The sequence below is a fragment of the Brachybacterium timonense genome, from assembly GCF_900258505.1.
GTDB lineage: Bacteria > Actinomycetota > Actinomycetes > Actinomycetales > Dermabacteraceae > Brachybacterium > Brachybacterium timonense.
This window is the reverse complement of sequence record NZ_LT984895.1, coordinates 1977269-1997211: the sequence shown is the minus strand read 5'-3', so window position 1 is coordinate 1997211 and position 19943 is coordinate 1977269. Positions and strand designations below refer to the sequence as shown.

Sequence of the window (19943 nt, the reverse complement as noted above, 5' to 3'; positions counted from 1 at the left end):
TTACCCTCGGATCCATGACTCGACCCACCGTTGCTCTTCTCTTCGGCGGCCGTAGCGGGGAGCACGGTATCTCCTGTATCACCGCTGGCGGCATCCTCGGCGCGATCGACCGGGACCGGTACGACGTGATCGCGATCGGCGTGACCGCCGATGGTCGCTACGTGCTTGCGAGCGATGACCCGGCGGCATGGACGATGCACGACGGGAAAGCGCCACAGGTGACCGCCGACGGGCCCGAGGTGTTGCTGCCGGCTCGGGTTCATCGCGCCGGGGACCGCTGCACGCTGCGCGTGATTCGTGAGGACGGTCGTGTGGAGGACGCCGCCCAGATCGATGTCGTGTTCCCGCTGCTGCACGGCCCGTACGGCGAAGACGGGACCATTCAGGGCGCACTGGATCTGCTGGATGTGCCGTACGTGGGCTCAGGTGTGCTCGCCTCAGCGCTGGCGATGGACAAGTCGATGACCAAGACCGTGCTGGAGGCCGCGGGCATTCCCTGTGCCCCCGGCATCGTGGTGCGCGACGCGGTGCATCGACGTGATCCGCAACGAACGCACCGTGCAGCCGAGGCGCTGGAGCTGCCGCTGTTCGTCAAGCCTGCGCGGGCCGGGTCCAGCCTGGGCGTTTCCCGTGTGAACGAGCGCGGGCAGCTGGATGCGGCGCTTGAGACGGCATTCGCGATTGACCCGGTGGTGCTCGTGGAACAGGGCATCGACGGACGCGAGGTCGAGTGCGGTGTGCTGGAGGGTAGGGACGGTGCCGCGCCGCGCACCACGGTGCCGGGCGAGGTAGCCGTCGGCGCGGACCTCGACTTCTACGACTACGAGTCGAAGTACTTCGGCAAGGGCACGATCAGCATCGAGGTGCCCGCTTCTCTGCCGACACAGCAGCTGGATGCTGTGCGGGACGTGGCAGCTCGCGCGTTCACGGCGCTGCATCTGGAGGGCTTAGCGCGGGTGGACACCTTCGTCACGGCCGACGGTCGGGTGCTGGTCAACGAGGTGAACACCATGCCCGGATTCACGCCGTTCTCCATGTTCCCGGTGCTGTGGCAGGCGATGGACCTCAGCTACTCCGATCTGATCAGTGACCTGATCGACCAGGCACTCGAACGCCGCATCGGCCTGCGCTGAATCTGGTGAACGCTGATTCTGGCCGAGGCTGAGGCCGGGCATCCCTTGGTGCGGACAATGCCGAGTCTGGTGGACGCTGGACCTGGCCGGCGGCGAGGTCGGTCAGCGCACAGCCCGGTCGGCGCTGGGAAAGGGATGCCGCGGGCCCTGCTCCTCAGCCCGCGTCGGTCGGACCGACGCAGTAGTCCGTCGCCGGGATTGCCGTGATCGTGCGGCCCATCTCGAGCGGAACTGCCGAAGGCTGGTCCGGGGCGAGGGAGCGCGGCACTGTCACGTCCACCGCTGGTGTGCGGCCGTAGGTCGTGAAGTGCACGATGCCGCCCTCCTCACGGACGATCCAGTCGACCTCCACACCGTCGCTGCCTAAGCGGGTGCACATATCCGCGGTGGGGCCTGGTGGCGTAACCCCGCAGCGCAGCACCACCGCATCAGCGCCGCGCCCCCATGCGACGGTGCCTTGCGAGCTGGTCTCTGTACGGGACTGTTCGAGCATCATCGCGGGAGCGCCCTGGACGATATCGGCGCAGGCGGGATCGGCGGCATCAGGCCCTTGCGGGACGGTGACCAGACCGCAGCCAGCAAGAGCGATAGCGAGCCCAGTGCCGCACAGCACAGCGCCACAGCGAACAAACCGACTCAGAACACCATGTCCCCGGGTAGTCCACTCCGATTGAGCCCGGTCCGGCACAGTCCGCTCCCGCATGCGCCGGCCCCGAACGACACCGCCGAGCCCAGCGCGGCGACGACGGGAGCGGCGGAGAGCTGACATGCGTATCTCCTGTGTGATGCGGCCTGCGGGACGCACATCAGCCTAGCCGGGCTGCCCGCAGGCACACTTAGAGCATGACACCACCACGCGCTGTCTTCGATGGGCCCGGGCATCCCGATGCCACCGGGTCCAGTGCTGCCCACTCGGAGCAGGCGATCCTGCAGCGGATCCTCTCCACGGCCGCTCCCGCCTCCTCACCGGAGTGGCTCGAGGTCGGCCCCGGCGACGACGCCGCCGTGCTGCGCGTGCCCACCGGCCGGATCGTCGCGACCACCGACACGCTCGTCCAGGGCGTCGACTTCCTCCCGCACACGACAGCTCCGGTGCTGATCGGCCGCAAGGCCGCCGTGCAGAACCTGGCGGATGTGGCGGCTATGGGGGCCCGTCCTCTCGCGCTGCTAGCTGCCGTGAGCGTTCCCGCGGGAACGCCCACCGACGTGCTCACGCAGATCACCGTCGGCCTCACCGAACAGTCACAGCGTTGGGGTGCCGAACTCGTCGGCGGCGATATGGGCACCGGTGATGCCCTCAGCCTCACCCTCACCGCACTCGGCACTCTCGAGGAAGGGCAGCCCCCAGTGCTGCGCAGCGGGGCCCGCCCCGGTGATGTGCTCGCCATCGGCACGGCGCAGCTGGGACGCTCTGCGGCGGGACTTGCCCTCGTGCTCGCTGACCGCTGCCGCATCGCCACCGACGAGCACGGCGCACTCCGCGTGCAGCTCATCGACGTGGCCACCCCCGGGGCTGAGGAGCTGCTGCTGTGGCATAACGCGCCCGATCCGGATCTGTCGATCGGCTGGGGCAGTGGCCGCCGTGCCCGCGCCATGATGGATCTTTCCGACGGGTTGAGCCGCGACGCCGCCCGGATCGCGAGTGCAAGCAACATCGTGCTCGAACTTGACCGCGCGGTGCTCGCCACCGATGCCGAGGCTTTACGACCTCTCGCCCATGAGCTCAATGCCGATCCCTGGGACTGGGTGCTGCACGGCGGCGAGGAACACGCCCTGCTTGCGTCCTTCTCCGCGGGAGCAGTCCCCGCGGGATTCAGACAGATCGGTCAGGCACGCGCACCGCGCGACGGTGAGCAACCCGCTGTTTTGCTGGATGGTGCTCCGCTGCCTTCCCAGGGCTGGGACCACTTCGCCTGACCGTGCATCACCCCGAAAAGGCAAGCCACCGCCCTTTCATCGGTCGAGAAGGTCGGGTAGCATCTGTCGTGCGGCAACTGCCTGGAGCCAGCGAGAGCGGGTGCACCCAGGAGGCCGAGGGGACTGTGCGGGACGAGATGAGCCCGCAGAACCTTGGTGCCGCCCTAGCGTTGCTCTCTCATTGGGAGCGCGAAGGCCCCCTCGGGCCCTGATCCTGAGGGGGCCTTCGCATGCGCTCTGGGGCATCAGGCGCTAGCACCCCGGGGACGTGTCCGGGTTATTGGCCAAAATGAGGGTTATTGGCCAAAATGAGTGTATGGCCGGGGCGTGTCGTGGCGGGGTCAGGGGTGTGTTCGGCCGGCCCAGCCGTGTTGGATTCCGTTGCCGTCTTCCCAGGAGAAGCTGGTGCCGAGGGTGGGGCCGGGCTCCGGGCCTGGAGTGATCGCCGGTCGCGCTGGTGGCGGTTTCCAGTGCTCTTCGCGTGCGAGTGACCAGGGCTCTCGTGGGGTTGCGGTGAGGGAGTCCAGGAGCCATTCCGCGGCTCGTCTGGCGTGGTCCGCGGGCATTCCGCGGTGTCGCCGCAGGAGGTCCTTGACGGCCGTGTTCTGAGCGCCTTCCAGGGTGATGTCGTCCGGGGCAGCGGCTTGTCGATGTCGGGGGCGAGTGCGAGCCAGGCGAAGAGGTTCTCGTGCTTGATCAGGCCGCGGAACAAGCCACGAACACTGCGGAGGTCTCGGTGCGTGTACCACCACGGCTTGTCCAGCGGCACCGAGCTCGGGCGTTCTGTGCCGGTTCGTGCGTAGGTGCGGTGGCGGAGGAACTCGTTCCAGCGTGCTTCCCAGGACGCGTAGGCACCGAGCCAGAGAGCGGCCTGATCGAGGTTCTGAATCTTCATGAGCGCCCTGGTCAGTGCCAGGATCTGCCTCCCGGCCTCGAGGCGTGGGGCAAGCGTGGTGTAGCGGCGGACGTTCTGGAAGATGTGGAAGTAGCAGCGTTGGACGCGTGCTTGGGGCCAGTGCTCGTGCACGGCTGCGTGCAGTCCCGTTCCACCGTCTGTGACGACCAGACGTGGTGCGGGCCAGCGCTGCAGGATCTGAGCCCAGGCGATCTTCTTCTCCCGGTCGCACCACTGCCAGTCCAGCACGTAATGACCGTTAGTCGCGATCAGCAGGCACCAGTTCTGGAAGCAGGTGCCATCGAGCATGACCACGTCGTGGAGCTCGCCCGTGGGCAGTGGCGGCGGGACCTCGATACGCCAGCACCAGCGCAGACGGCGGCGGAGCGTGCGATCGCTGCCGGCCGAGGCCGGTGGCCTCTCGCCCTTCAGCAGCCAGGCATGGAACCACTCCAGCTCAGCTCGTCGGCTGATGTCGGGACGGTCCAGGACGGTGCTGGAGCCGCAGGAGCGACACCGCCACCTCGTCCGCCCCGCTGAGGTCTTCCCGCTCTTGACCAGGGACTGATCACATACACGACACCGAGGCCGATTACCAGGAGGCGACACCCAACATGCTTCCAAAGCATGTCAACACCCCTAAACCCCCAGGTCAGGGTCCAGAATCAGCCGGATCCATACACACAATCTGGCCTATAACCCACCTGGCCTTTCGAGCTCGCGAGAACCGCTGTCATGGCGCTGGACAGCCCAGGCGGCGGTATCAGCGTTCCGCACTGCGTAGGCTGATGGAACGCCCCGAACGAAGGAGAGTGCCATGCCCTTCACCGTCAAAGCTCTGCAGAAGACGGGCCCGAGTGAGTCGTTCCGCGTCACCGAGATCGAGCGCCGTGATCCGCGCCCGGATGACGTTGTGATCGCGATCCGTGCCGCCGGTATCTGCCACAGCGATATCCACACGATCCGCAATGAGTGGGGCGAAGCCCACTTCCCGCTGACCGTCGGCCATGAGATCGCTGGCGAGGTCGAAGCCGTCGGCTCCGAGGTCACTGCCTTTGCCGTCGGCGACCGTGTGGGTGTGGGATGCATGGTGAACTCCTGCGGCGAGTGCGAGCAGTGCGCGGCAGGCCAGGAGCAGAACTGCCTGAACGGTAACGTCGGCACCTACAACGCCACCGATGTTGACGGCACCATCACCCAGGGCGGCTACAGCCAGAAGGTCGTCGTCAACGAGCGCTTCGTGTGCCGCATCCCGGAGGCGATCCCCTTCGATCGCGCCGCGCCCCTGTTGTGCGCTGGCATCACCACATACTCTCCGCTCGCTCGCTGGGGTGCTGGCCCCGGCAAGAAGGTCGCTGTTCTGGGCCTGGGCGGCCTTGGCCACATGGGTGTGCAGATCGCCGCCGCCATGGGTGCCGACGTCACTGTGCTCACCCGCAGTCGCAGCAAGGAGAAGGAAGCCCTCGAGCTCGGCGCTGCCCGCGTGCTGCCCACCACCGAGGACGGCTTCTTCGACCAGAACCGTGGGACCTTCGACCTGATCCTCAACACGATCAGCGCCGATATCGACGTGGATGCCTACCTGGGTCTGCTCGCCCCGCATGGCGCCATGGTGGTTGTGGGTCTGCCGCCCGAGAAGCAGCCGCTGACGTTCCGTTCGCTGATCGGTGGCGCCAAGGTGCTTGCCGGATCGAATATTGGCGGCATCCGCGAGACACAGGAGATGCTGGACTTCTGCGCTGAGCACGGCATTGCTGCCCGGATCGAGACGATCAGCGTGCAGGAAGCCGACGCTGCCTACGACCGCGTGGTGGATGGTGACGTGAAGTTCCGCGCGGTCATCGACACCGCGACCTTCGACGGAGCGGAGCTCAGCTGAGTTCCCCGAACAGTACGTCGCGTCGGCGCACTCACGCTGACGTCGTGCAGCTGCATAGCCACCCTGCTCTGTCCAGCCGGCAAAAGCGTTTCCTCGAACGGCAGCTGCCGGGTGCGGAAGTTGTGGCCGATCTCGGCTGGGGTGGTCAGTATGCGACTGTTCTCGAGGTCGTGCACGAAGGCCGACGCTTGGTTGTCAAGGCGACCAGCCCGTCGGATCACCATGCCCTGCGGGAGATCGCCGCACACTGTCGCTGGGTTGGGGCTCTCGCTGCCACTGGGGACGCCGCACAGGCCGTCTTGCTTGATGCGGAGACACACGTTCTTGTCTTCGAGCATCTGCCTGGGAGAATCGTTCTTGAGCACCCCGCGCAGGACGATCCGCATACCTACGAGCAGGCTGGTGTCCTGCTCGCCCGGCTGCATGCGGTTGAGGCGATCCCGGACGGCGGCACATATTGGCCGGGGCAACGGGAGAAGATCCGCCAGCTGCTCGAGCGACCGCATCGTATTCCGACGGCGCAGGTCAGGGTGGTCCGCGCGGAGGTTGATGCATGGGGCCCGATGCCAACGACGCTTGTGCCTACGCACGGTGATTACCAGCCGCGAAACTGGCTGGTGGACGACAGTGGCCGCGTGCGGCTGATCGACTTTGGACGAGCTGAGCTCCGCCCTGCCGTCACTGATATAGGTCGGCTCTCCCGTCAGGATTTCCTGCGTGATGCTGTACTCGAGCAGGCGTTCTGGACCGGGTACGGTACCGACCTGCGCGGGCACGAGATGCGCCGTGCCCAGATCGTGGAGGCTATCGGCACCGCGGTGTGGGCATTCGGAGTGGGGGACGAAGACTTTGAAGCACATGGGCTTCGTCTCGTGGAGATGGTCGCTCGTGGGGCCTGATGGGTGAGTGGGGCCCGAAAGGGCGGTGCTGCGCATCACGACGGCCCCGTCCGCATGGGACGGGGCCGTCGTGATGCTGGGGTGCTGCGGCGTCGCCGCTGAGCTCAGGCGCCGAGCTTCTCGACCTTGCCGGCCTTCAGGCACGAGGTGCACACGTTGAGGCGGGTGCTCGTGCCCTTGATCACGGCGCGCACGGACTGGATGTTCGGGTTCCAGCGGCGCGAGGTGCGGCGGTGCGAGTGGGACACGGACTTGCCGAAGCTCGGGCCCTTGGCGCAGATGTCACACGTGGAAGCCACGGTCGTCTCCTGAGGGTAGAAATCGTTGCGGGTGCCCGGCGGCCGCTCCGTTCGCCAGGCTCGCGGACCGCGCGGATCCAGCGGGGCGTCGAACGGGTGACCTGAGCCCGGATGAACGTGAGTCCGCGGGCGAGGGCAACCCCGGCAGTGTATCCCACAAGGGCGCACCGATTGAAGAGCAGGGGAGTGGCCACGGCTGTGCAGTCCATCACGAGGCACGGATCCGCTGAGTATCAGGGCCTCGTCGATGTTCGCATTCGCATCTGCCCGGAGTCGCGAAGCCTGCGGGACAGTGTCCGCGAGCACGGCGCCGTCGGCCTGCTCTGGAATGTCGGACCCAGGTGGCACGATAGTCGAGAACCGTCAGCGGAAGGAGAGGTCCACGATGCCGCGTCCTCCCGCGCTCGCCTCCGGTCTTCCGGCACTCGATGAGCTGCTCGAGCCCAAGCAGAAGCGGGCCCTTGCCTCCTTCGCCGTGCGCGATCTGGGTGCCCTGCTGCGTTTTCGACCGCGGCGCTACGTCACGCCAGCCCCGCTGCGCTCCCTCCACGAGGTCGCCGACGGTGAGGAGATGACCGCCTTCGTGCAGGTCCAGTCCGTCCGAGACCGGCCCATGCGACGCCGATCCGGTTTTCTCCTGGAGGCCGTCGTCCGTGACGAGACGGACCAGCTCACCCTCACGTTCTTCCTGCCGAAGGAATACATGGTGCGCTGGCACCGCGAGCGGCTCATCCCCGGCATCACGATCCGTGTGCGCGGCACCGTGCGCATCCGCGAAGGCACGCCGCAGCTCACCCACCCGGAGTACGAGCAGGTCGAAGACACCCCCGAAGCTCGCGAACGCGCTGCACGCCCGGGCCCCGTCTACCCGCTCAAGAAGAACATCAAGCAGCAGACGATGCGGGACGCCACCCGCATCGGTGTCGAGCACGCGGCGATGGCGCCGCCCATCGTGCCCGAGCAGATCCGCCGCCGACGCAGCCTGCCCACCCTCGCCGAGGCAGCACGCCGGCTGCATGAGCCCCACACCCTCGCCGACGCCGACAGCGCCCGCCGCGCCTTCGCGGCGGAGGAAGCGCTCATCCTGCAGGTGATCTTCGCTCAGCGCCGCGCGCAGGATGCGCTCACCCCCGCCCCCGCGCTGACGGCTGACGGGCCACTGCAGGCACTGCTCGATGAGCGTCTGCCCTTCACACTCACCGCTGGGCAGCGGGACGTGGGTGCGCAGACCGCTGAACGCATCGGGCTGGGCCATCCCTCGAGCGTCCTGCTGCAGGGAGACGTGGGGTCCGGCAAGACCCTCGTGGCGCTGCGAGCCATGCTCCGCGCAGTGGACTCCGGCCACCAGGCGGCACTGCTCGCGCCCACCGAGGTGCTCGCCGAACAGCATCATCGCACGATCATGTCGCTGCTGGGTGACCTCGCCCAGGCCGGGCACCTGGACGCCCACGAGCACGCGACCCGCGTGCGTCTGCTGACTGGCTCCCAGCGCACCGGTGACAAGCGGCAGACCCTGCTGGATGTCACCTCCGGCGAGGCGGGCCTCGTGATCGGCACGCATGCGCTGCTCACAGACGCCGTCGAATTCGCGTCCCTGGGGCTTGTGGTGATCGATGAGCAGCATCGCTTCGGCGTGGACCACCGTCGGCGTTTGCGCGCGAAGGGCCCACAGGGCACGAGCCCGCACGTGATCGTCATGACCGCCACCCCGATTCCGCGCACCGCAGCGCTCACCGCCGTCGGCGACCTGGACGTCCTGACCCTGCGCGACCGGCCCGGCCACAGGGCAGGCACCACGAGCTTCGCCGTGCATGAGAGCCAGGGGGTGTGGATGCAGCGCATGTGGGCGCGCACGAGGGAGGAGATCGATGCTGGCCGGCAGGTGTTCGTGGTCTGCCCCCATATCGAGGAATCCGAACCCGAGGAGCCGAAGGACGGCTCAACGCCCGCACCCCCGCCCCGCGCTGTTCTGGAGACCGCCGCACAGCTGCAGGCTATGGCGCAGTTCTCCGATGTACGGATCGGGGTCCTCCACAGCCGGCTCACCACGGAGGAGAAACAGCACACGATGGCGGCGATGGCTGCCGGGACACTGGATCTGCTGGTCGCCACCACCATGATCGAGGTTGGCGTGGACGTGCCGAATGCGTCGGTGATGATCGTGTTGGACGCAGAACGGTTCGGTGTCTCCCAGCTGCATCAGCTGCGCGGCCGCGTGGGGCGCGCCGAGCACCCCGGGATCGCGTTCTTCCAGACCCGCACCCATGACGCCGATGCCATGCAGCGCCTGACGGCGATCGCGGGCACGGAGGACGGTTTCGAGCTTGCCCAGCTGGACCTCATGCATCGCGGGGCCGGCGACCTCATCGGTGATGAGCAGTCCGGCCTTGCGCGCACGCTGCGCTACCTCGACGTGGTCACCGATCTCGACCTGATCGAGCACGCCCATGAGGACGCCGTCGACCTCATCGCAGAGGACCCCGAGCTCCAGAACCATCCGATGCTCGCCGCGGCCGTCGAGGAACGGCTCCTGGCCGTTGAGCATGCCCAGGTCGAAAGGAGCTGATATGCCCCGTGTTATCGCCGGCAGTCTCGGTGGACGCACCATTCCCGGCAGCGTCGGCAAAGGCACTCGACCCACAGCGGACCGGGTTCGCGAGGCAATCTTCTCCCGCCTGGACGGCTGGGACGCGATCGACGGTGCCCACGTGCTCGACCTGTTCGCCGGCACCGGCGCCCTCGGGATCGAGGCGCTCTCCCGCGGCGCGGAACGCGCCCTGTTCAGCGAGGCCCATAGCGGGTCGGCCCGTCAGCTCCAGCGGTCGCTGCGAGAACTCGCCCTCACAGACCGCGCCGAGGTACGCACCGCGCGCGCCGAGCAGGTCGCCCAGGAGCTTGACCGTGACCCGTCGGCCTCATACTCCCTCGTGTTCCTCGACCCGCCCTACGACTACGCCACCGCTGCGCTTGAAGCGCTGCTGAGGAGCCTTGCCTCGGCCCTCCACCCCGACGCGGTGATCGTCGTCGAACGTTCCAGCCGCTCGGTTCCGGTGACGTGGCCTGACGGCTTCCTCGACGACGGCGTGAAGAGCTACGGGGAGACCGTCATCCAGTACGGCGGCGTGGATCACCCCGGATCGCTCTGACCGGCCGCGGCCGGCGCACCGCCACTACAGTGGTGTGCATGCGCACCGTCGTCCTGCCAGGCTCCTTCGACCCGTTCACCCTCGGGCATCTGGATCTTGTGCGGCGCGCCGCCCGGATCGCTGACCACGTGATCGTGGCGGTCTCCCACAACCCCTCCAAACGCGGAGCGCTCACAGTGACGCAGCGTCTCGACGTGATCGAACAGACCCTCGCCGCCGAGGGGCTCACCGCGCAGGCGTCCGCCCGCGCGCTGCCCAGCGGTCTGCTGGTCGACTTCTGCCGTGAGGTCGGCGCCCAGACCGTCGTGCGCGGCCTGCGCAGCCAGCTCGACCTCGCCTACGAAGAGCCGATGGCGCGTATGAACGACCATCTGGCCGAAGTCGACACACTGTTCTTGCTCACCTCCGCCCAGTACGCACACATCTCCTCGAGCCTGGTGCGCGAAGTCCATGCCCTGGGCGGCGATGTTGCGGACATGCTGCCCCCGGCCTCCGCACACGCACTCGGCCCGTGCCCCCGCCCCACAGGAGAGGACGCCTCATGACACAGCAGCCTCCGCAGACCACCAGCACGCCGAACGCCGGTGACAACGCCGGTACCTGGGATCTGAGCATCGATGTGGCCGACCTCGCCGGCCGCCCCGGCAGTCACCGCCGCGTGGAGAGCGCCGTGCAGGCGGGTGCACCGGATCCGCACGGGCCCGCCATGCAGCTTGCGTCCGGCGACCAGGCTGACGTGACCGTCGACCTGGAATCCGTGGTCGAGGGGATCTATGTGCACGGCACCGTGGACGCCGACCTCGTCGGGGAGTGCTCGCGGTGCCTGGATCCCGTTGAGCAGGTGATCCAGGCGCGCTTCGACGAACTGTTCCTGTACCCGAACAAGGTGCGCCGTGGTGAGGAACAGGACGCGGTGCTGCTGGAGGATGACCAGGTGGACCTCACCCCGCTGGTCCGTGACACGCTCGCCATCGAGGCCGACGAGCGGCCACTGTGCCGTGAGGACTGCCCCGGCCTGTGCCCGCAGTGCGGCATGCGCATGGAGGATGACCCGGACCACGAACACGTCGTGATCGACGACCGCTGGGCCGCCCTGCAGGGCTTGTTCTCCGAGCCCGGCACCACCGACGGGCCGGAGACGGAAGCAACGGCCGACGCCACCGCCGAGCCCGAGGTCGAACGCTGATGGCGCGATCACGCCGATCCACGGCAGCCGCCGATCCCGCCGGGCTGCTCGAAGCCCTTCCGCTTGATGCCGGACAGGCGCAGGACCTCACCGAGAGCGGCCTTTTGGACCTCGCCCTCGTGCACCGGTCCTTCGCCTACGAGCATGAGCTCACCACCCACAACGAGCGGCTGGAGTTCCTGGGTGATGCCGTGCTGCAGCTGGCCGTCACCGAGGAGCTGTACGCCTCCTATCCGAGCCTGCCGGAAGGCGACCTGGCGCGCCGCCGCGCCGCCACCGTGAACATGCGGGCACTCGCTGTGATCGCCCGCCGCATGGACCTGGGCGCCTATGTGAAGCTCGGGCGCGGCGAGGATCTCTCCGGCGGCCGCGCGAAGCCATCGATCCTCGCCGACACCACCGAGGCCCTGATCGGTGCCGTGCACCTGGCCTGCGGCCAGAACGTCTCGCGGCGGTTCGTCCTCGACCTGCTGCGACCGCTGCTGGCCTCAGACGAGTTCCTCGAAGCCGGATACGACTTCAAGACCCGGCTGCAGGAGATCGCCGCCCAGACCGGCACGGTTCCCGTGTACAGCGTGGAAGGCGTCGGCCCCGAGCATGAACGCTCCTTCGCGGCCACCGTCACGGTTGAGGGCGTCGTCACCGGCCGCGGTGAAGGACAGTCCAAGAAGGATGCTGAGCTGGCCGCTGCCCAGCACGCGGTGCGTGCTGTCCTCGCCGAGCGTGGCGAGCCGTTGTTCCCGCGGGGCTGAGCATGCCGGAGCTGCCCGAGGTCGAGGTGGTACGGCGCGGCCTGGCGCCGCATGTGCTTGGCCGTACTGTCACCGACGTCGACGTTGTCGATCACCGCAGTCTGCGGCGCCAGAGTGGCGGTATCGACCGCCTGCGCGCCGTGATGGTCGGGGCGCGGATCAGTGCACTCGCTCGGCGCGGCAAGTTCCTGTGGTGGCGCCTTGCGGATGATCGCGGTGAGGAGATCGGCGAAGCCCTCGTCACCCACCTGGGTATGAGCGGCCAGCTCCGAGTACGGGGCGCGGAGGTGATCCCGCCAGAGGCGCCTCAGGGTGATTTCGTGCCCTCCATCCCTACCTCGGAAGGGCCGCACCCTGACCCGCTGCGGCATCGCCGCATCACGCTGCACCTGGATGTCAGCACCCGCGTGGACTTCGTGGACCAGCGCCTCTTCGGGGGCTTATGGACGAGTGACCTGGTGCCCACGGTCGACGGTCTGACCTCCGCCTGGGGCAGCCCCGATGAGCTTCTGCCCCATGACGCCCGAGGCATCGCCCGTGACCTGCTCGATGAGCACCTGGACCGCGCGTCGGTGGTCCGTATCCTGCGCAGCCGTCGTGCGCCGATCAAGTCACTGCTGCTGCATCAGGGGATCATCAGCGGGATCGGCAACATCTACGCCGACGAAGGCCTGTGGCGCGCCGCCGTGCGATATGACGCCCCGGCCGCTCGCATCTCCGCGCAGCGGCTCGCGGACCTGCTCGAGTCATGCAGCCTGGTCATGCACGAGGCGCTTCAGGCCGGCGGCACGAGCTTTGATGCGCTGTACGTCAACGTGGACGGCCGCAGCGGCTACTTCGCGCGATCCTTGAACGCCTACGGGAAAGAGGGGGAGCCGTGCCCTCGCTGCGGCACCCTGATTATCCGTGAGCCCTTCCAGAATCGTTCGAGTTTCCGGTGCCCGCGCTGCCAGCGCCACCGTTGAACGGTCCCGTCTCGCCGAGGCGGTTCGAGTTCCAGCACGTGGCGCCGGTGCGCTGTTTGCGCGTCGGGCACGGCCATGCCTGAGCTGGCCGAAAGTCCCTTGTGCGGTAGGTTGATCCAGCGCGCACCGCGTCAGGGACGTTCCGGGACGAACCGGTCGCCCAGTCGATGCCCGCACTGCACACACCACCGATCCGGCCCCAAGGAGACCCAGTGACTGCGACGAATGCGCCCGCCCCCATCCGGGTGATGCTGGTCGACGACCATGAGGTGGTTCGCCGCGGCATCGTCACGACGATCGACGCATCCGGAAACCTGCAGGTTGCGGGGGAGGCAAGCAGTGTCGCGGAGGCGAACCGGCGTCTACCGGCGATCCGCCCCGATGTGCTGGTCGTCGACCTGCAGCTGCCCGATGGCACCGGCATCGACGTGATGAAGCATGCCCGCAGCCTGGATGCTGAGCAGACCATGATCGTGCTCACTAGCTTTGATGACGACGCTGCCGTGCGGGAGTCCCGCAGTGCCGGTGCCTCCGGTCTGCTGCTGAAATCGGCCCGTTCCCGCGAAATCATCGAGGCGATCACCACCGTGCACGAGGGCGGCAGCGTGTGGCCGAGTGATCGGGTCGACGATGAGCCGCAGCTGTCTGATTCCGATCAGCGCATCGTGGAGCTCATCGGTGACGGCCACTCCAACCGCGAGATCGCTGAACGCCTCGGCATCGCGGAGAAGACTGTGAAGAACCGTGTCACCGTGATCCTGCAGACGCTGGGCATGCAGCGTCGCACACAGGTTGCCGCCATGGTCGCGGCTCGCCGTCGCGCCTCCTGGAAGTGATCACGGCTCCTGCCTGCGCCGGGACACACTCACGACTCGGGCGCTGCCAGGCATCGGGCCGAGATTATTCCTCGGGCGGCAGCGTCACTCGCCACGCGATCATGGTGCCGGGCTCGAGGTTGAACGCATCAACCCAGCCGTTGTGACGCCGCGCCCGACTGGACATATTGGCTAGGCCGCTGCGGCGTGAGACCGACGGGTCAATGCCGCGACCGTTATCGGACACGTTCACCTGCAACACACGGTCCACACCCTCGGTGATGAGCGCAACAGTGCAGGCCACGGCCGTCGCGTGAGCATGGCGGGCCGCATTTGCGAGGCATTCGCGCACCACGGCCACCACATCCTCGGCGATCTCGGGCGGCACCTCGAGGTCGAGATCAGCGGCACGGGCGGGCAGGCGAAGTGTCGGCACGAAACCCAGACCCGCGGTGGCGATCCCCACTTCGTGACGCAGCCGCTCGGTGAGCGTGGCCTCGGAACGTTCGCGGCGCAGCGACTGCACGATCTCTCGGATCTGAGCGACCGCGTTCTCCACCCCGGTGATCGAGGACGACACCGAGGCGCGCACCGCTGCTTCGGAGGGTGCGTCATCCTCCCGGGTGAGGGAGTCGCGGAGGGTCTCCAGCTCCATGCCAACGGCGAACAGCTCCTGGATGGCCAGGTCATGCAGGTCACGCGCGATACGGGAGCGCTCATCCTCAAGCTGCGAAGGCTGCTGCAGCGCGGGCAGACGCAGTGTGAGCTCGACGAGAGCCGCCAGGGCATCCAGCCGTTCACGATCGGCCGCATCGAAGGGCGCGGTGCTGATACCACCGAGCGGAACATCGTCGTGTGTCGCGGTGGGGTCCGTGCCGTGCGGGCTGGCGGCATCGCGATCCGCGCCGGTCGGATGAGAGCCGTCGGGAGCATCCTCGTCGGGCGAGGGGTGAGGGCGCAGCACGGCGAGAACGCCGTACCCGGCATCCGCGGCGTCCACCGTTGCCATGAGCGCCGGCAGAGCGGGGCCGAAGCTGCCGGATATCGGCAGCTGCGCGGTCCGTTCGATCGCGTCGGGATCCGCGGCTGTGAGAGCGTGCCCCAGCGGCGAATCGGACGGCACCTCGTCGCCGAGCAGTTCTGGTGCATAGCGGCCGGTCACCATCTCGTGGTACCAGCGATCGCGCTGCAGGGGCAGGATGAGCAGTGATGTGCAGCCGCGCAGGTCGGAGCGGGCTGTGCCGAGCACCAGGTCGAGCATGTCCTCGGACTCACCGCCGGCGAGTACCGCCTCGACGAGGTTCTGCACGCGGGTGCGTCCTCGACGCAGGACGACATCGTGCGGGGTGCGGTCGATCGGGGTCATGCGCTCTCCTCGAACTGAAAGCGGCCATTGTCCAGGACGCGCAGCACGCGCGTTCCCGCGGGAACGGCCTCGGGGCGATGGGTGACGACGATGACCGTGCTCTGCGCGGGGAACAGCGAATCCCCACCATTTGCTACGGCTCCTGGGACCGTCAGCAGCTGGTGCAGCAGCGCGTCGCCGTGGGCGGTGTCCAGATGCTCGGTTGGTTCGTCCAGCAACGTGATGGGTGCACGGCGCAGCAGTGCTCGGGCAAGCAGGAGCCGTCGGCGCTCACCGCCCGAGATGGTGGTGCCATCGGAGCCGAGCATCGTATCCAACCCGTCGGGGGTCGACGCGATCCAGGAGGCGAGACCGACCTGTTCGAGGGCGTGCATCGCGTCGTCTGCGTTGATATCGCCGCGGGCGACGCGAAGATTCTCCAGCACGGTGGTGGCGAACACGTGGGCGTCTTCCGCGAACATCGAGATCTGTTCGCGCACCTGTGCGGGGTCGAGTGTGTGCACGTCCGCGCCGTCGAGGGTGACGTATCCGTCGAGCGGTTCAAGCAGACCGGCCAGGGTGGCGAGCAGTGTCGACTTTCCGAGCCCCGAGGCTCCGACGATGGCGAGGCGGCTGCCGGGCGGGAGGTCGAGGTCGAGCCCGCGGATACAGGCCGACTTGGGGGACCAGCCCGCCACAAGACCCCGCGCTGCCAGGTGCGGTGCCGTTCCGGTGAGACCGACCGATGGTGCCTGTGCATCCGCCGCCGATGCCGTCCCCGCGGATGCCGCCGACGCCGATGCCGTCCGCGCGTTCTCGAGTGCCTGAGCAGCATCCCTACCGCCGACGGCCTGATCTAGGCGCCGGGCTGCGGCCTGCGACCGCGCCCACTGCGAGGCAGCGGCAGGCAGCGTGTTCGCGGCCTCGAAGGAGGACAGCGGTAGCAGCAGCAGAATGCCGATCTGTCCGGCGCTCGCTGTGCCGTCGAGCCACAGCGCGCTGGCGGCGAGCAGCGATCCGCCCACAGCCAGAATCATCACCAGCGGAACCGTGGCGGTGGCCGCAGCGGTCGGAACTGCGGCTCGGTCGATCGAGGCGTCGTGTGCGTCCTGCCGCGCCCGCTGCGCCCGCAGCGCCTCCTCCAGGCGGTTCTCCACCACCAGGCTGGTGGACTCATCCAGGATGCCGAGCGCGCCAGCAGTCACCTCGGTGCGGGTAGAGACCACTGTTTCCTCCGTCAGGCGGGCAGCGCGCAGGGCGAACCACGGAGCGAGCACGCTCGCCACCAGGAGCGAGGCCAGCATTGCGAGAGCGGCCGGCAGCGAGATGGGTGCGATCGTTGCCACAATCGCGACGCTCATCACGGCGGCGACGATCACGGGGACGACGGCGCGAATAACGTGCTCGGCCATCTCTTGCGCATCATCACCCAGGCGCGAGAGCAGATCGCCGCGCCGCAGTCGTGTGAGCTGATCCGCTGGGCGGGCAGCGAGCGCCGTGAACAGGTTCGTGCGCAGACCCACGACACCGCCGAGCGCGGCGTGATGGGTGAGGATCCTCTCGAGCCAGCGGAACACGCCGCGGGAAATGCCGAGTGCCCGCACCAGCACCACCGCCACGGACAGCTCCAGAACAGGCGGCATGGTCCACGCTGTCGTCACCAGCCAGGCGGAGACCGCGGCCAGGGCGAAGGCCGAGCCGAGAGTCGCGCAGCCCGCGAGCACGGCAGCGATGAGACGCGGCCAGGGGATCTCCAGGAGAGCTGTCATCCGGGCGAGGGCAGTGTCGGCGCGGCGCACTGCCGCGACAGTGCGGCCTGTGGTCTGCGTGCTCACGTGGTCACCTCCGCGTGGATCTCGACGGTGTCGTCGGCCAGGTCCACGAGCCGGCTTCGGTGGGCGATGACGATCACCGTTCGGCCCTGAGCGGCAAGGCGTGTGATGAGGTCGAGCACCAGCTGCTCGGTGCTGCCGTCCAGGTGAGCGGTGGGTTCATCGAGCACCACAAGCTGCGCGGGGGAGAGCAGCGCCCGGCTCAGCGCCACACGTTGCCGCTCGCCGAGGGACAGCCCGCTGCCGGAGCGTCCGAGCTGCGTATCCCAGCCACGGTCGGCAATGACGCGGTCCAGTCCGGTGGCGGCTGCCACAGCGTTCAGATCGTCGTCATTCGCGTCGGGGCGGGCACTGCGCAGCACGTCACGCAGGCTGCCCGGTGGCAGCACAGGCCGCTGGGGCAGAAGGGCGATCTGTGACCACAGAGTGCTCAGATCGATCTCGCGCAGATCGTGGCGCGTTCCGTCGGCTGCGACCACAGCGGCGTATCCCTGGTCAGGGTGGACAAGTCCGAGCAGTACGTGCAATGCGGTGGTCTTGCCGCTTCCGCTGATACCGGTGACAGCGAGCACGCGCCCCGGCCTCAGGATGAGGCTGGCCTGATGCGGTGCGAGTCCGTCTCGGGAGCGCACGGTGACGCCATCGAGCATCAGTGTGGCGGAGGTGAGGTCGGGGCACGGCGCAGTGCCCTGCACGGGCAACGGTTCTTCGAGCACATCGAAGGCGGCGGTGACGGCGGCGAGTCCATCGGTGGAGGCGTGGTACTGCGTGCCGACACGACGCAGAGGGAAATACACTTCCGGGGCCAGCACGAGCACAGCGAGACCGGGGAACAGATCCATATCGGCATACACGAGCCGCATGCCGATCGCGACGGCAACCAGCGCCACACAGAGTGTGGCCAGCAGCTCCAGCACCATGGAGGACAGGAATGCATAGCGCAGGGAGCCCATGGTCGCGGCGTGATGCCGTTCACCGAGCGTCCGTACTGTCCGCTCAGGTCCGCGCTCGCGGCCGAGCGCCTTGAGCGTGGGCAGGCCTTCGACGAGGTCCACCATGCGGCTCCACAGCACACGCATGTCCGCGAGCAATCGCTCGGAACGGCCCTGCGTCAGCAAGCCGACGAGAATCATGAACAGCGGCACGAGCGGCAGCGTGCCGGCGGCGATCAGGGCGCTGATCGGATCAAGGATCGCGATCACGAGCAGGCACAGCGGCGTCACGGTGGCGCTCAACAGCAGCTGGGGCACGTACCCCACGAGGTACGGGCGAAGCTTCTCCAGGCCCGTGGTGGCAAGCGCGGTGAGATCGGCGCCGCGACCGGCTGCGCCACGGGGACCGAGACGCGCGGCGTGGTCGAGCACGCGGCCGCGCAGGTCGGCGATAGCGTCTGTGGCCGCACGGTGTGCGGTGCGCTCTTCACACAGCACCGCAAGCCCCCGCACCGCGAGCGCCGCGGCGAGCCCGGCGAGGAGGAGGGGTTTATCTGTCGGCGGGGTGTGAGAGACCAACAGGTTCGAGCCGATCGCTGCGAGGAGCAGAGCAGTGGCGATGATCGCTGCAGCCTGCACGAGCCCGAGCACCGTCGTGCGGATCACGTGTCCGCGGGCTGCGCGAACCTCCCGCAGCAGACGCGGGTCGAGTGGGGCGCGGCGCACGCGCTGCGGCGGGGCGGGATCGGTCCGGGAAGCGTCCGATGCCCCCCGCGAGGCGGAGGGCATCGGAGCGGTGGACTGTGCGGCGGTCATCGCGTCCAGTGTCGCAGGTGGACGCATCGCCGCGGGACGTGCCGGAAACTCACTGCCCGAAGGCCTCGCGGTAGCTGTCGCGAGCTTTACGGGCCAGGCCGGAGCCGGGCAACGGGCCTTCGTCTGCGGTCACGCGGTGGCGGAACACCCAGTAGGTCCACACCTGATAGGCCAACACGATCGGCAGCAGCACAACGGCCGCGATGGTCATCACCATCAGCGTGTGCTCCGTGGAGGAAGCGTTGGCGACGGTGAGGGAATGCCCCGGATCGGCAACGGACGCACCGGTCATGGGCAGAACGAACGGGAACAACCCAGCGAACAGCTGGATCGTCGCCATGGCGATGGCCAGCGCCGTCGCACCGAAGGCAAGACCCTCGCGGCGCATCCGGTTCAGCGGCACCACAGCGATCAGGGCGAGCGCAGCGATCACCAGCGGGATCCAGGTCAGGGCCGTGTTCGAGTACGCGATCTGTGCCCACACCAGGTAGATGGCGCCGCCGACGATCGTCGGGTAGATCAGCTTGCCGGCGAGCCGGTTGGCGTCATCGCGGATTGCCCCGTCGGTGCGCAGCGTGAGGTAGAGCGTGCCGTGCAGCCAGAACAGCAGCACGAACACCACGCCGCCCAGGAGAGCGAACGGGGTGAGCAGGCCCAGTAGGGAGGTGGTCACCCAGAGGTTCTCGTCGATGCCCACACCTGCGACGATGTTGGAGAACGCCACGCCCCAGAGCAGGGCGGGCAGTAGGCCGCCGATGACGTGCATGACGTCCCACATGTTCTTCCATGCGGCGTTATCGACCTTGTCGCGGTACTTGAAGGCGCAGATGCGCACGATGAGCGCAAGCAGGATCAGCAGCAGCGCGAGGTAGAAGCCGGAGAAGAGGGTGGCGTACCACTGGGGGAAGGCAGCGAACATGGCGCCGCCGCCCACGAGCAGCCACACTTCGTTGCCGTCCCAGACGGGGCCGATAGTGCGCAGGATGGTGCGTCGGCGCTCGCTGTCTCCCTTGCCGAGCGCCGCGACGTTCATGCCCACGCCGAAGTCGAAGCCCTCAAGCACGAAGTAGCCGAGGAACAGAACGGCGATGAGGATGAACCAAAGGGTCTGCAATGCAGTGGGGTCGATCAT

General features: G+C 68.0%; 17 protein-coding genes and 1 pseudogene. 11 read left to right on the top strand and 7 right to left on the bottom strand.

All coding sequences use genetic code 11. From position 1 onward, the window contains the following. Positions 1-14: 14 nt before the first annotated feature. Positions 15-1133 carry a D-alanine--D-alanine ligase family protein gene (locus C8271_RS08850; RefSeq protein ID WP_106506974.1) on the top strand — a complete coding sequence of 373 codons (1119 nt, stop codon included), beginning with the start codon at positions 15-17 and terminating at the stop codon, positions 1131-1133. Between the two features lie 154 nt (positions 1134-1287). Here C8271_RS08850 and C8271_RS08845 read toward each other — a convergent pair whose 3' ends face one another. Further along, positions 1288-1746 (bottom strand): DUF3515 family protein, encoded by a 459-nt coding sequence (locus tag C8271_RS08845; protein ID WP_245921064.1) that lies wholly within the window; start codon positions 1744-1746, stop codon positions 1288-1290. Positions 1747-1976: 230 nt separating this feature from the next. Between C8271_RS08845 and thiL the strand changes: the two genes are divergently transcribed. Further along, positions 1977-3050 (top strand): thiamine-phosphate kinase, encoded by a 1074-nt coding sequence (gene thiL / locus C8271_RS08840; protein ID WP_106506973.1) that lies wholly within the window; start codon positions 1977-1979, stop codon positions 3048-3050. 341 nt (positions 3051-3391) lie between these two features. On the opposite strand, the pseudogene C8271_RS08835 reads toward thiL, so the two are convergent. After that, positions 3392-4554 (bottom strand): annotated as a pseudogene (locus C8271_RS08835) (IS1249 family transposase). Positions 4555-4762: 208 nt separating this feature from the next. Here C8271_RS08835 and C8271_RS08830 point away from each other — a divergent pair. Together C8271_RS08830 and C8271_RS08825 are read left to right on the top strand one after the other, a co-directional pair. Beyond that, a complete protein-coding gene (locus tag C8271_RS08830) occupies positions 4763-5824 on the top strand; it encodes an NAD(P)-dependent alcohol dehydrogenase (RefSeq protein ID WP_106506972.1) in 1062 nt (353 codons plus the stop codon). A 44-nt stretch (positions 5825-5868) separates the two neighbouring features. Continuing rightward, positions 5869-6723 (top strand): phosphotransferase enzyme family protein, encoded by an 855-nt coding sequence (locus C8271_RS08825; protein ID WP_170957841.1) that lies wholly within the window; start codon positions 5869-5871, stop codon positions 6721-6723. A gap of 104 nt (positions 6724-6827) precedes the next feature. On the opposite strand, the gene rpmB is transcribed toward C8271_RS08825, so the two are convergent. After that, positions 6828-7022 (bottom strand): 50S ribosomal protein L28, encoded by a 195-nt coding sequence (gene rpmB, locus C8271_RS08820; RefSeq protein WP_106506970.1) that lies wholly within the window; start codon positions 7020-7022, stop codon positions 6828-6830. Between the two features lie 385 nt (positions 7023-7407). Here rpmB and C8271_RS08815 point away from each other — a divergent pair, with 385 nt between their 5' ends. The 7 genes from C8271_RS08815 (at position 7408) to C8271_RS08785 (ending at position 13907) form a co-directional block, all read left to right on the top strand. After that, the gene (locus C8271_RS08815) at positions 7408-9588 is read left to right on the top strand and encodes an ATP-dependent DNA helicase RecG (RefSeq protein ID WP_106506969.1); all 2181 of its coding nucleotides are present in this window, start codon (positions 7408-7410) and stop codon (positions 9586-9588) included. Position 9589: 1 nt separating this feature from the next. Then, a complete protein-coding gene (gene rsmD / locus C8271_RS08810) occupies positions 9590-10168 on the top strand; it encodes a 16S rRNA (guanine(966)-N(2))-methyltransferase RsmD (protein WP_245921063.1) in 579 nt (192 codons plus the stop codon). A gap of 38 nt (positions 10169-10206) precedes the next feature. Further along, complete coding sequence (gene coaD, locus C8271_RS08805; protein ID WP_106506967.1) at positions 10207-10713, top strand: pantetheine-phosphate adenylyltransferase; 507 nt, start codon at positions 10207-10209, stop codon at positions 10711-10713. Next, a complete protein-coding gene (locus tag C8271_RS08800) occupies positions 10710-11354 on the top strand; it encodes a YceD family protein (protein WP_106506966.1) in 645 nt (214 codons plus the stop codon). Before coaD ends, C8271_RS08800 begins: the two co-directional genes overlap by 4 nt. After that, complete coding sequence (rnc, locus tag C8271_RS08795) at positions 11354-12106, top strand: ribonuclease III (protein WP_106506965.1); 753 nt, start codon at positions 11354-11356, stop codon at positions 12104-12106. The genes C8271_RS08800 and rnc overlap by 1 nt, the downstream gene beginning before the upstream one ends. A 2-nt stretch (positions 12107-12108) precedes the next feature. After that, on the top strand, positions 12109-13071 hold the full coding sequence (mutM, locus tag C8271_RS08790) for a bifunctional DNA-formamidopyrimidine glycosylase/DNA-(apurinic or apyrimidinic site) lyase (protein WP_106506964.1): 963 nt from the start codon (positions 12109-12111) through the stop codon (positions 13069-13071). 212 nt (positions 13072-13283) lie between these two features. Continuing rightward, entirely contained in the window at positions 13284-13907 is a 624-nt protein-coding gene (locus tag C8271_RS08785) for a response regulator transcription factor (protein WP_106506963.1), read from the top strand. A gap of 64 nt (positions 13908-13971) precedes the next feature. On the opposite strand, the gene C8271_RS08780 is transcribed toward C8271_RS08785, so the two are convergent. From C8271_RS08780 to cydB, 4 genes are read right to left on the bottom strand one after another with little or no spacing between them, the layout of a single operon-like run. After that, positions 13972-15252, bottom strand: coding sequence for a sensor histidine kinase (locus tag C8271_RS08780; RefSeq protein ID WP_245921062.1), 1281 nt, complete (start codon positions 15250-15252; stop codon positions 13972-13974). After that, the gene (cydC, locus tag C8271_RS08775) at positions 15249-17066 is read right to left on the bottom strand and encodes a thiol reductant ABC exporter subunit CydC (protein WP_245921061.1); all 1818 of its coding nucleotides are present in this window, start codon (positions 17064-17066) and stop codon (positions 15249-15251) included. Before cydC ends, C8271_RS08780 begins: the two co-directional genes overlap by 4 nt. Then, complete coding sequence (gene cydD, locus C8271_RS08770) at positions 17063-18811, bottom strand: thiol reductant ABC exporter subunit CydD (RefSeq protein WP_106506962.1); 1749 nt, start codon at positions 18809-18811, stop codon at positions 17063-17065. Before cydD ends, cydC begins: the two co-directional genes overlap by 4 nt. A gap of 49 nt (positions 18812-18860) precedes the next feature. Then, positions 18861-19943 (bottom strand): cytochrome d ubiquinol oxidase subunit II, encoded by a 1083-nt coding sequence (gene cydB, locus C8271_RS08765; protein WP_106506961.1) that lies wholly within the window; start codon positions 19941-19943, stop codon positions 18861-18863.